Below are 12,668 nucleotides of genomic sequence, written 5' to 3'. Positions count from 1 at the left end.
TCCCCCTCAATCTAAAAGTAAGACGCAGTTATGCTCTAAAACGATTTATTTTTTCTCAATTATACCTTCCTCAATGCAAAAGAGACTGCCCCTTCAATGAAATGAAAGGACAGTCTCTTCTTTTCGTTTTCAAAAATTATTTTTGAAACAGCTGCTCGGCATCGTCTAATGCCATGCTTTGGCCAATGGAGGAATAATCCAGCCACTTTTGACCGTCCAGCATGTAAACATGATTGTTTTTGACTGCTTTTAGATTTTTCCAGACTGGATTCTTCTCCAGCTCTTCAAAATTGCTCTTCGCCTCATTGCCTTTACTAATGATCACAAAGATCGCATCCGCATCAAAGTCCGGCAGTACTTCCTTGGAGATCACCTGGTATGGATCGCTCGCGGGAATTTTCTCTACTCCATTAGCCATATTCAGCTTCAAATCCTCGAACATGATTGGTCCCAGCGGGCGTTTTGTCCCCATTACACGAAGCTCTTTCGCCGTCATTCGGATAGCCATAACCTTCGCGTTCTCACCCAGCTGCTCCTTAATTAATCCTCTGACCCGCTCGGCCTTGGTATCGTAATCCTGAATGAAATCCTGGGCTTCCTTCTCGCGTCCGACATGCTCAGCAATCCGCGTGAGATGATCGCGCCAGGTTCCGCTATCCATATCAATGGTTAGCGTTGGAGCGATTTTCTCGAACTTGGGCAAATCCTCGCCGGAATAGACTTTATCAATATAGATTACATCCGGCTTTAACCCGAGCACTGCTTCCATGTCCGGATCTGTCACTACCCCGAGTTTGGTCACACCTTCCAGTCGATCAGCCACATGCGGCAGGAAATCCTTCAAATCACCGCCGATTACAGAGCCAGCAGGAGTAATACCCAGTGCCAACAGGTTGTTGGTGATATGAATGGACATGGAGGCGATTTTAGCGTCCGCACTATGGGTCGGTGAAGTAGATTCCGATTGCGTTGAATCCGAAGTGGCTTCAGAATTTGTTGGTGTTGAATTTACCGATTCGTTAGACTTCCCGCAGGCAGCCAATATTGCGAGCAGCATCATTGAGATTATAGCTAAGGTGAGTTTTTTCATGTTGATTCATTTCCTCCAGAACATTCAATCTATTATTTTGTCTTGAACAATAAATACAGAAAATAAGGGCCTCCGATTGCAGCAACCACCACACCTGCCGGAATGGCATTGGGGCGAAAGATGGATCGGCCGATCGTATCTGCTGTGACCAGAATAACCAGACCGATTAGCGCAGCTACCGGTAGAAAATAACGGTGCTGCGGTCCAGCCAGGCGCCTCGCAATATGGGGAGCGACCAGACCGATAAATCCGATCCCGCCGGCAACCGATACACTAGCGCAAGAGAGTGCAACAGCCATGCCCAACAGAGATAGCCGTTCTCGATTAACATGACTACCTACACTATAAGCGGTCTCGTCGCCCAGCACGAAGAGATCCAGCGCTTTAGAACGACTATAGATTAACGGTACAAGTACAACAATCCATGGCAAAAGCGCACCTACATGTATCCAATCTCTTCCCCATACACTTCCCGCTAACCAGCGTGCCGTGAAGGCATAGGTCTTCTCATCCAGCTTCAAAGATAGTAAAAGGGTAACGGCACTAATCCCGGCGGCTACGGCAATCCCAACCAAGATTAAGCGAATCGGCATCAAGCCCCTGTGGCGGTCATACGCGAATAGGAAGATAATTAGTGCACTCACCGTTCCCCCAACAAAGGTAAATAGCGGAATCAGAAGGGTCACAGGACCTTCCATGGTCCGAAAAAAAGAAACAAAGATGATAAGCCCCAGCGCAGCCCCGGTATTAATTCCGAGAATGCCTGGATCGGCAAGTGTATTCCGTGTCGTTCCCTGAAATGCCGCACCAGCGATCCCGAGGCCGATTCCAGCCAACATCGTGATGATAATCCGCGGCATACGGTAGTCAAATAAAATAATCTGTTCTTCGCTGCTTCCATAGCCTAATAGTGTCTTCCACACCGTCAGCGGGGGTAAGGAAATCGTTCCGGTATTGAGACTAATCATAATTACGGTTACAGCAAGCAGAAGCAGGATACTGCTGACTATAAGCGCGCGTCTGTTCCTTTGTACCTCTACTGATGCCATACTGGGTTTCATGTTAGAGGTCTCTCCTTTCTCTACGAGCCAGGTAAAGGAAGAACGGGACCCCAACCATCGCTACCATTGCACCAATGGCGAACTCTTGCGGCGGATTGACCATTCGTGAAGCAAAGTCAGCCCAGACCAGTAATATCCCTCCGAGTAGAGCAGAGAATGGAATCAGCAGACGATAATCCACTCCCAGTGCACGACGGGCAATATGCGGCACAACCAAGCCCACGAAGCTTATAGAACCAGCTACAGCCACGGATGAACCGGCTAGAATTACGGCTGCAATCAGCCCCAGGATACGGATTCTGTTCGTATGTATTCCGAGATTAGCGGCGGTTTCGTCTCCGAGCGACATAAAGGTAATTGGCCGCCCCATAATAATCGCCCATAGGATCGTAATCAAGACAATCGGTGTCAGAATCCGCAAATGCTCCCAATTCACTCCCGCCACGCCTCCCGCATACCAAAAGGCTAGATCCTGACTCAATTCGAAATAAATCGCGACGCCTGTGCTTAGTGAATGAAGGATCGCAGCAACGACGGCCCCAGCAATGGTTAGCCTTAAGGAAGTCAGTCCGCCCCGGGTTGAGGAACCCAGCAGCACGATAAATGAAGTCGTCAAAGCTGCACCCACGAATGAAAAGATAATGAGTCCCCAATAGGAGAGTCCCGGCATAAAAGCAAAACAAAGACATACCGCAAAGGCGGAGCCTGCGTTGACACCGAGAATGCCGCTATCTGCCAGCGGATTACGTGTCACACCCTGCATTATTGCACCTGCCACGGCAAAAGCCATTCCCGTTACAGCCGCTCCAAGGACCCGGGGAAGCCGCAATTCATGCACAATTTGATGGTTGGTTATCGAAGGATCATATTGAAAGACAGCCAACCATACGGTGCCCAGTGTCATTCCTTTGGCGCCAAAGGAAATCGCTAGAAAGATCGTCAGCAATAACCCTGCTATCGCGGTGATAAACCATAAATACGTACAGATTCTTCGATTTAATCTCATAGGACTGCGCTTCGAAAGCTCCCCCTCATCTAATGATCATGAGAATCATTATCATTTTCTAATTATATCTAACTTACAGGATAGGTACATGCCAATATCCAAGATTGGAACATGGACTTTTTTTAGATTTCTGCAAGGCTTGCAGATCGGGTTAGCAATGAAGCGGCTTCCTCCAACTGCTGGTTAATGACGAAAGGAGCGTAGATCATCCACTTCTCCCAGTCGATAAAATAGACCCGTCTACTTCTGACCGCGGCATGCCGCCTCCAGACAGGATTGTTTTTCTGCAATTCCAGAACCCGGCGTCTATCCCCTTCTGTCTCCACCGCAAAAAATAGAAAGTCAGACTCATACTCCCCCAGCTCATCAGGAGTTATCGCAGTCCAGTTATGTACTGTACCGATCGGATGTCTCTCCATCTCTTTCTGCATTTTCTCAGGAGGAGCGAGCTGCAACGAGCGGTAGAAGACATGTCCAATATTCCTTGCCCCATACATACGCAGCTCAGACTCACGACAGACACATATCGCTACGGTGCCCTTACCAACGGTAGATCGAAGCAATTTGCGGATTTTATCAGCCTTCTGTTCATGATTATGCAGCCACCGCACAGCCTCATCCTTCCTATTCACCAACTCCGCGATGGTCATTAGATGAGCGTACACATCCTGGCTTACCCATGGAATGGAGATAATCGGGGCGACATCATTAATGTGTTCCCGGGCTTTGGACAGTACATTATCCTTACACAAGATCAGATCCGGCTGCTCCGACAGAAAAACTTCCCGGCTAATTCCCCATGGATCTCTGGCATGCTCCGGAAGTGTGAGACCTTTGGTAATTAAGGGGATGTGACGATGTAATTGAGCTGCACTAGGGATTAGGCCGAGTGTAAATAAATGATCTGTATAAGGCGATGAGAGCGAAATGATTTTTTTATCCTTGTTCTTCGTGAAAATCCTTGGAGAATAGCCGCTGGATTCTTTGAATCGTCTACTGAAATAGAACTCATCCTTATAACCGACATCCGCAGCGATATCCCGAATGGTCTTGTCCGATTGAAGCAGCATTTCTTTGGCTTTATTCATCCGAAGATGCGTAAGGAACACCACCGGGGATTTATCCATGGCCTGTTTGAATACTTGAGAGTAATAAGACGGATGCAGCTCCGCCATCTCTGCCAGCTTGTCAATCCGAATATCCTCACGGTAATGATTCTGCAAATAATCGAGCGTCAGCTTCAGCCGGATGTCTATATCATTAGGAGCTTGAGGTTCAGCATACCGTAATATTCCGTCCAGCATATCGTGCAGATATTGTTGACTTATAAACGGATTTCGGTCATTCACAAGCTTACCTTCCGCAACCATAAGATAGAAGAGTCTCTTAAACTGACTGCTGCCAACTGAGATCTGGCCTTGAAGCGGGAATTCAAGCTCCCGAATATATTCTCTACGGCTTAATACCTTTTCCATTAATCGATAGATATCAAAAGCAATCCAGTAGAATTGCAGCTCTTCCCCTGCATTGCTGGCCGTAAGCTGCAACCGGGTTTCCGGCCGGTACAAGTGCAGAGAGTTTCGTTCCAACTGGTGCTGCTGACCATCGACGTATAGGTGCCCTTTACCGCGTGCGATGTATAAAAGGATATGATGAGCCAAAGGGTCGCCCTTCGCCCAGGCCGGTACTGAAGAATCTTGGCGTGCCTCCACGATTTCATAGAGCACACCTTTAAGAAATTGATTTGCCTTGAGCGGTGTTAGCATAGCCTGCTCCCTTCTCGCTAGAAAAAAACACCGCCCGACTGGGCAGTGTTTGTGTAATAGCATCAAATAAGATAATGATAATCAGTATCAATTATAATTAATGTTTAGTTCTCTGTCTAGCATCTTCGGAACCTGTCTAATTTTATAGTTTCGTATACATGTTCTGATCCTGTAATCGAATCAGTACTTTCCCGAAACGTCCTCCCTCATGAATAACTACTTTACCGGACGGATAGGCTTGCTCCAAATAATCAGCGATGATGTTCCGATTCCGTTCATCTACAGGCAGACGATGATTACGAAGCCAAGTCAGCGTTTCCTCCAACGCCGCTTCCCTGGTGACCTCTGTCGTTTTCGTTTCCCGAGTGATGAGTGATTCGTATGCATAACCTTTTAGATACAGCAGATGCAGTAAGTATCCCATCTCCATATGTTTCGTATGGAAAGGCTGACCCGTGACAAGCGGCCAGATTTCATTCACCAGGCTATGCTCTGGAGGACTTACCGGCATACTGATATAACAGAATTTCCGCGCGCAATGAAGTATCTTTTTCACGCTATCCCAATTGTGAATCACCGGGCACATCGAGACAAAAACGAGATCGAAGGCCTCCTCCCAGCCTTTGCTCTGCACATCAATATCTTCAAAAGGTTCGGATACAATCTGCACCTGGTTTTCGGCGAACTTCGAGATATTTTCTTTCAACAATTCGACCTGTGGGGGAGAGGTTTCTACAGCAGTTACACGAGCTCCTCGCTCGGCAAACGGCACTGAGAATACTCCTGATGCGGCGCCAATATCCAGAACAGAGGCATTTTCGAATTGAACTCCTTGCCCCTCGATCCAGTTCATGATCCGTTTGGTTCGTTTTCTCCCTTCTTCACTAAATGATTGTTCGTTGAAAGTCTTGGCCTTATGGTCAAAAGATCGGGTAGGATCGACTCCCGCCCCTCTCATCTTCTTTAGGACAGAATCGTCTTTCCACGCTTTTTCCCAGTTAGCTGCATCAAAGAAATTATTCATGCTCGTTCCTCACTCTTTCATTATGGTTTTTGGATTTTCCTGAAGTGACGGCCACTCTCAAGCTGCTGCCTGTTCATTCTCCGGCGACTTCTCTTTACGAAGGAAAAGACCGAGTACTAAAGCAAGAAGCGCGATGAAGACGCCGATCCAGAACGCGTTATTGATACCAGCTAACAGCCCTTTGGTCATTTCTGCTGGAGAACTCGGATCGCTCGCTCCGCTTAAGTACTGTTTCTGTCCACCTGACATAATACTGAAATATAGGGCAGTACCGATTGCGCCGGATATCTGCTGCAGCGTATTCAAGATCGCCGTCCCGTGCGGGTGCAGATGGCGTGGCAACTGGTTGAGTCCAGCTGTCTGTGCGGGCATCATGACTAGTGCGACGCCAACCATCAGCGCGATGTGCACAGCGACGAGAAAACCGGTGGTCGTCGTTTCATCAAATCGGGTGAACAGCCATAGCGAGGCGGCGGCAATGACCAGTCCGGGGATGACCAGAACACGAGGTCCGAACTTGTCAAACAGCTTGCCTGAGACTGGAGCCATGATCCCGTTCACAACTCCCCCGGGAAGCAGGATCAAGCCAGATTTGAATGCCGTCATCATCAGCACGCCCTGCATAAACATTGGAAGCATGATCGCCGAAGAGAAGAATGTCATCAAAAGCACGAACAGCAGCACCGCGACAAGCGCAAACATAGGATATCGGAACGCCCGTAAATCCATAATAGGCTCCTTAAGCAGCAATTGCCGCCAAACGAACAACGCCAAGGCGACACCTCCCGCCGCAATTGTCCAAATCACCTCCGGCACCGACCAGCCGAGTTCACCAGCCTTGCTGAACCCATAGACAATTCCGCCGAAGCCAATCGTTGACAGCACGATGGATAAGAGGTCAACTCGTGGTTTTGTGACTTCTGATACGTTTTTCAGGACAGCAATGCCCACAATAATCGAGAGTAGCGCAAACGGCAGTACAAGGTAGAACAGCCAGCGCCATGAAAGCCCATCAACAATCAAACCTGAAATGGTCGGACCGATGGCCGGTGCGAACATGACGACGAGCCCTAACATCCCCATTGCGGCCCCCCGTTTTTCCGGCGGATAAATAGTCATAATTACGTTCATTGTAAGCGGCAGCAGCAAGCCGGTTCCTATCGCCTGAATAATCCGCCCGATCAGCAGCACACTGAATCCCGGTGACACCGCCGAGACGAGTGTACCGACGAAGAACAGACTCATCGCCGACAGAAACATTTGCCGGGTGGTGAACCATTGTTGCAATACCGCTGTCACTGGAACAAGCACGCCAACGATGAGCAAATAAGCAGCAGAAAGCCACTGGACCGTCGTCGCGGATACACCGAAAGATTTCATTAGTTCAGGGAGGGCATTGCCCATTAGTGTTTCGTTCAAAGCGGCAACGAACATACCGACGATCAGTGCTAGCATGATTGGACCACGCTTAATATTTTGTATGTCTAGCATTAGTTTCTCCTCCAAGTTTCTGTATTTAGTTTATTAATGATGGACGCGCAGCATATACGCCTAAAGATCAGCCATACAACAATCTATTTTATATGGATCTATAATATCCGTAATTGGAATATAAAAATCCCTCTTAACCTCTATTATGTAGATCTATATTATCCATAATTAAAACACAAGAAGTTCATCACTTCTTGTTTACCTCGTGACTGCAACGCTTGAACGCCTCATCCAATACGGACTGAATCGTATGTTCCCGCAAATATTGGTGCAGCTGTTGTTCCGCGCCGTTCATAACTTTTTCAACCAAACATTCTTTACCCGGATGCTTCTGCTCTCTCTGCACAGCCCCTTCTTCCGCTAACAACTGGTGCTGCTGCGAACTCGAATTCGAACATTCGAATAGCTGCTGTCTTCCTTCAATCACTTGAATCACATCAAGAAACGTAATCTGTACCGCTGGCCGGGCAAGCTCGTAACCGCCGTTCACTCCTGGCACAGCACGCACGATTCCATCCTGTCTCAGCTTGGACATGATTTTGGATAAATAGCTTTCGGAAACTCCAAGTGCCCCGGATAATTCCTTGATCCCTACGTTGTTGCAACGCTCCCTGTGTCCCAGATGAACCAAGGCGTGTAGGGCATAATCTGTACTTTTGGAAAACTGCAAGTTTTCCTCCTCCCTTCTCATGATTATCATTATTATAGACCTTCGTTGTCCATGATAAACGATTCGACTCAATAATGCAATGACATTCTTGTTCAGAACTTCGTTTCCAGTGGCGGCGCATCAGGATATAGCCCCCTAACGCTTCAGTTGCAGACCAGCCGTGAAGAAAAGCCGATAGATCAGCACACTGAGCAGCATACTGGTAATCGCAGCGGAGGCAGTAAAGGAAAATACAATTAAAATCTGATAGCGAACAGCAATGATGGGATCGGCTCCAGCAATAATCATTCCGGTCATCATCCCGGGCAGTTGTACAAGACCTACCGTCTTCATTCCGTCAATCGTTGGAATCATACTGAATTTCACAGAGCTTGCCCGGACCTTCTGCATCGCCTGCTGGGCGGTTGCGCCAAGAGATAACAGTGTCTCGATCTCTCCCTTATTCGACTGAACCTCCTGCTTGATATGATTAATGAACAGTCCGGAGACAACCATAGCGCTCCCAATCGTCATTCCGCTGATCGGAATAATATATTGCGGGGTAGCCTTAATAATATGCAGACCGAGAAGTATCCCCATCATCAGCACCTCTGAGGCCGAAATCGCCAACGCAATCCTCCAGAAGAGTCCCGGCAAGCCCTTTCCCCGCTTGGCAGCATTCCAAGAAGCAACAACAATCATAAAGAGAATAATCAGAATTATGTATATGATGTGATCGGCATTAAAAATAAACTGTAGGACATAACCAACGATTAGAAGCTGAACCGCCGACCGTACAGTTCCAACAGCAATGTCCTTTTCCAGGCCTAGCTTTTGCCAGATCGAGACCATCATGGTGCCCATCACAAAAAGAAGTGTAAAGCTTAGTGCTTTTAATGTCATAGTTGCAGGCTTCCTTCCGTAGGTCCAACAAATCTTCTGGCCAAATCCGCGACAGGTTCATTAAAAAAGGTGTCACTGCTGTATTCCTGCAGTCCGCCCTTATCCATCATCCATGTTCGGTTACTAATTCTGCGAGCTTGCTCCAGATCATGAGTAACCCAGATGAAAGTCGTGCCTTCTTGCTTGTGCCAATCCAGCAGCAGCGCCTCCACCTTCTGTGTGCTATTGATATCCAATGAAGCTGTGATCTCATCCAACAAAAGAATCTCAGGCCGGAGTAATAACGAACGAATCAGGGAAATCCGCTGCTTCTCTCCGCCTGAACAATCCTTCGCCACTTTAGCAAGATCCAGATAATCAAGTCCAAGCTGTTTCAGCAGTTCTGTGGCAAGGGACTCATCGTAAGGCCGCCCATGCAGCCTGCTTACCGTACGCAAATTATCCTCTATACTCCCCGGAAGCATGACCGCTTGCTGGGCCACATAGGTTACAGCCATCCGCCATTGCCGGGCATGAATATGTTGAAAAGACTTACCGTTGACCAGCAGATCCCCTTCATCCGGTGTGTCCAGTAACGCCAAAATTCGCAGCAGCGTGCTTTTCCCCTGACCCGAAGCACCAATCATTGCAATCCTTGTCGGCTCGGAAATCTCCGCAAAGATCTGTGAGAATAAATACTTACTCCGAACATTAGCATCTGTCGACCAATTCAATTTGGCCAAGTTACGAATTTGAAAAATTGCACCCAAGTCGATTCCTCCAAAACGAAGGACTGAATTACTCTTCGCTCATTTTATAACCTCTCTCTATATATGATACGGATTTAAACGCATTTAAATCAAGCTAAAGTTGTCCTCTGTGAGATTAACGAACCAGCAGATAGATTGCGAACACTGCTGCGAGACCAAACCGGTAATAGGCAAAGGGTGCAAGCTTCAGCCGCTCGAGCAGCTTCAAGAAGGTAATGACCGCTAACAGGGCCACAACAAATGAGACAAGAAATCCAGTGATGAAAAAGCTGGCGTCAGCAGCCGTGAGCGATTGATAGCTCTTCAGTAACTCATAGCCGCTTGCGGCAACCATCATCGGGATCGCGATGAGGAAAGAAAAGTTCGTAGCCGCTTTGTAGCTAGCACCTGTCAGCAGGCCCCCTGCAATCGTCGCCCCGGAACGAGAAAAGCCAGGCCATAACGCCAAACATTGAAATAAACCAATCGTGAAAGCTTGCTTATAGGATAGCTGATCTATATTTCCTGCCGTGATCGAAGTCTGTTTCTTCTGTCCGTACAGCATAAAAATTCCTCCCAGCACCAGCCCTGCAAGTACCGTATAGGGAGAGAACAAATACGTTTTGATCACAGCATGAAGAACGAGACCAAGTACCATTGCCGGCAAGCAGGCGAGGATCACATGGAGCAGATTCAATTTCTGCCCTCCATATGAATTCCCCGACTCGGATTTAACCTTTACCAGACCCAGCAAGCCGAGAATCCGCCGCCAGTAAAGGATGGCTACAGCGAGTATGGCCCCCAACTGAATAACGATCTCGAACGTATCGGCTTTCTCTCCAGTGAATTGCAGTAGCTCTCCGCTTAGAATAAGATGACCTGTGGAGGATACCGGCAGGAATTCGGTAACTCCCTCCACAATGCCTTGAATAATTGCCGTAATGTAATCATGCATAATATCGTGCGCTCCCCATCGTTATCGTGACTTTTAAAAAGAACGGATAAGAACTCAAGGCTCTTATCCGTCTTTAGTTTCGTGCAGATACTATTCTTAGCTACGTTTAGTCGTTATGTCTGCCTTCATGATGATCCTGCACTTGCTGCACCTTTTTCCCACTCAAGTCAATGCTATCAAGAGTTGTTGTGTTCAAAGCAGACAATTGAACGTCCACACTTGCAGTCAAAGTATGCGACACACCTTGGGCATCCTTACCGGTAAATGTAATGTCAAATTGCTGGCGCTGAATTTCATTAGCCGGATTGACCACTGCGTTCAGATGGATGTTTTGAATTTGCACACCCTCAGTCAACGCAATATCTTTAGCGTTAAACAGGCTATGCTTGAACAGATTTTCCGGATCGTTCTGCTGCGCTTTCGCTCCACTGTCTTTCAGGTCACTCCGCTGTGATTGATCCGACAAATGCTTGAAAGCAACTGGTGCGAGCGCTTGAACAACCGCCGGAATTTGCGCACTATCCAACTGCAGGGAGATATTCTTGGACCCGTCGCTTGCCGTGGTAGATGTGATTTCATTCTTCAAGTTACCAATCAATGCATCAATGACCGTCTCTTCCTGACTGTTGAACCAAGCCCCATCCTTGGTCTCTTTGCCCTGTTCCTGATCATCCTTCTCTGCTTTGTCTTGCTTCACATAGTAGGTGTCGGAGGCATCACTTTTCCAGACTTGTCCTTCAGGCTGACTATAAAGATTGAGGTTCTGAGAACCTGCTTTTCCGCTAATCTTAACGGTTCCACTCACCGCTTCATTCTTCAGGTCAGCCTTCAATGTGCTTTGTGCCCCACTAAGCAGGGACCCGTTATCCTTAAGAACAGCATCTGCTTGAACAGTCACGCTGTGTAGATTCTGCCCTGTATTCTTCAGCGCAGCCTTGTAATCTTCATACCCCGAGGTTCCCGCAAACGCCGTAAAGCCAGTGGCCAACATCAGCGCACCACTAATTCCTACTGCACTTCCGGTTAAAAGCCATTTCTTCTTCATGTTCTTCCTTCCCTTCATTGCTAGTTTATCTTGCACAATGCTAAGCCTAAGTGATAATCCTAAACTCATCGTGAAGAGACTATTAAATAAATCTTAATTCATGAAATAAAAGAGATTACAAGGAGATCTGATCTTTCTTGCTTTTGGTCAAATATAGAACCAAGCCTAGGATAATGACGATAAAAATAATGCTGGTGCCAGTCGTCCCTAGCTCAAGGCCGCCTTCACTACGGGGCTGGGACAAGTAATCTCCCAGTGACGCGCCCATAGGGCGGGTCAGGATATACGCCATCCAAAACGCCACAACAGCATTTAGCTTCAGGCGGAAGTGGGCCAAGGTGATCAATCCAATGATAGCGGCAAAAATCACTGCAGAGACCAGGTACCCGAGGTTCAGACTTTCAGCGACAAGATCTCCGGCTGCCGTTCCTAGTGCAAAAGTGAAGAGAATTGCTAGCCAATAGAACGCTTCCCGCTTTCTTGTGGTAATGGAATGGATCGACAATGTCTTCTCGCTTGCGTACCAAGCCATGAAGGTCACCAGCAGGGCCAGTGAAAAGTACAGCGTTGTTGATTCCAGCGGAACCCCGAGATTGTCAACGAGGTTGTCTGTAATTAGTGTTCCTACAACGCTGATCAGTACGACTGCCAGCCAATACAACGAAGGAATATATCTATTAGCCGACATTTGAAAAAACAGCGCGACAATCAACAGACCCGTTATTGCCAGAGTGGTGATCGTTAATCCCCAATTCAAATTGAAATTGAGATAATCTGCGGCGGTTTCTCCCACAGTCGTAGCCATGATCTTAATCAACCAGAAAAAGATCGTGACCTGCGGAACCTTGTTCCATAATTGCTGCTCTCTCTCTGCTAAAGTGCTTGTGCTATTCATTGACCCATTCCCCTTCCATATAACAGCATGAATGATTTGCTTACCACCAAAATTC

Annotated in this window: 12 protein-coding genes; all 12 read right to left on the bottom strand. The window is 47.6% G+C overall.

Annotation, left to right across the window (positions count from 1 at the left end):
- Window positions 1-136: 136 nt before the first annotated feature.
- Window positions 137-1,090: an ABC transporter substrate-binding protein gene (locus ACFVRY_RS03365; RefSeq protein WP_387497288.1), complete on the bottom strand. Its 954-nt coding sequence runs from the start codon at window positions 1,088-1,090 to the stop codon at window positions 137-139.
- Between the two features lie 32 nt (window positions 1,091-1,122).
- Complete coding sequence (locus tag ACFVRY_RS03360) at window positions 1,123-2,151, bottom strand: FecCD family ABC transporter permease (RefSeq protein ID WP_387497286.1); 1,029 nt, start codon at window positions 2,149-2,151, stop codon at window positions 1,123-1,125.
- A 1-nt stretch (window position 2,152) separates the two neighbouring features.
- Window positions 2,153-3,157, bottom strand: coding sequence for a FecCD family ABC transporter permease (locus ACFVRY_RS03355; RefSeq protein ID WP_387497284.1), 1,005 nt, complete (start codon window positions 3,155-3,157; stop codon window positions 2,153-2,155).
- 122 nt (window positions 3,158-3,279) lie between these two features.
- Complete coding sequence (locus ACFVRY_RS03350) at window positions 3,280-4,923, bottom strand: helix-turn-helix domain-containing protein (protein ID WP_387497282.1); 1,644 nt, start codon at window positions 4,921-4,923, stop codon at window positions 3,280-3,282.
- A 142-nt stretch (window positions 4,924-5,065) separates the two neighbouring features.
- Complete coding sequence (locus ACFVRY_RS03345) at window positions 5,066-5,947, bottom strand: class I SAM-dependent methyltransferase (RefSeq protein WP_387497280.1); 882 nt, start codon at window positions 5,945-5,947, stop codon at window positions 5,066-5,068.
- A 57-nt stretch (window positions 5,948-6,004) separates the two neighbouring features.
- Window positions 6,005-7,438 carry an MDR family MFS transporter gene (locus ACFVRY_RS03340; protein WP_387497278.1) on the bottom strand — a complete coding sequence of 478 codons (1,434 nt, stop codon included), beginning with the start codon at window positions 7,436-7,438 and terminating at the stop codon, window positions 6,005-6,007.
- A gap of 187 nt (window positions 7,439-7,625) precedes the next feature.
- Window positions 7,626-8,108, bottom strand: a complete 483-nt coding sequence (locus ACFVRY_RS03335) for an RrF2 family transcriptional regulator (protein WP_387497276.1) — start codon at window positions 8,106-8,108, stop codon at window positions 7,626-7,628.
- 135 nt (window positions 8,109-8,243) lie between these two features.
- Window positions 8,244-8,990: an ABC transporter permease gene (locus ACFVRY_RS03330; RefSeq protein ID WP_387497274.1), complete on the bottom strand. Its 747-nt coding sequence runs from the start codon at window positions 8,988-8,990 to the stop codon at window positions 8,244-8,246.
- Window positions 8,987-9,739: an ABC transporter ATP-binding protein gene (locus ACFVRY_RS03325; RefSeq protein WP_387497272.1), complete on the bottom strand. Its 753-nt coding sequence runs from the start codon at window positions 9,737-9,739 to the stop codon at window positions 8,987-8,989. The genes ACFVRY_RS03330 and ACFVRY_RS03325 overlap by 4 nt, the downstream gene beginning before the upstream one ends.
- 115 nt (window positions 9,740-9,854) lie before the next feature.
- Window positions 9,855-10,673, bottom strand: coding sequence for an undecaprenyl-diphosphate phosphatase (locus ACFVRY_RS03320; RefSeq protein WP_387497270.1), 819 nt, complete (start codon window positions 10,671-10,673; stop codon window positions 9,855-9,857).
- A 106-nt stretch (window positions 10,674-10,779) separates the two neighbouring features.
- Window positions 10,780-11,718 carry a hypothetical protein gene (locus tag ACFVRY_RS03315; protein WP_387497268.1) on the bottom strand — a complete coding sequence of 313 codons (939 nt, stop codon included), beginning with the start codon at window positions 11,716-11,718 and terminating at the stop codon, window positions 10,780-10,782.
- 115 nt (window positions 11,719-11,833) lie between these two features.
- A complete protein-coding gene (locus tag ACFVRY_RS03310) occupies window positions 11,834-12,613 on the bottom strand; it encodes a COG4705 family protein (protein WP_387497266.1) in 780 nt (259 codons plus the stop codon).
- Window positions 12,614-12,668: the final 55 nt, after the last annotated feature.

The sequence above is a fragment of the Paenibacillus sp. NPDC057934 genome (genome assembly GCF_042887565.1).
Taxonomy (GTDB): Bacteria; Bacillota; Bacilli; order Paenibacillales; family Paenibacillaceae; genus Paenibacillus_AQ.
The sequence above is the reverse complement of the archived record's forward strand: the minus strand, read 5'-3'. Positions and strand labels throughout refer to the sequence as shown.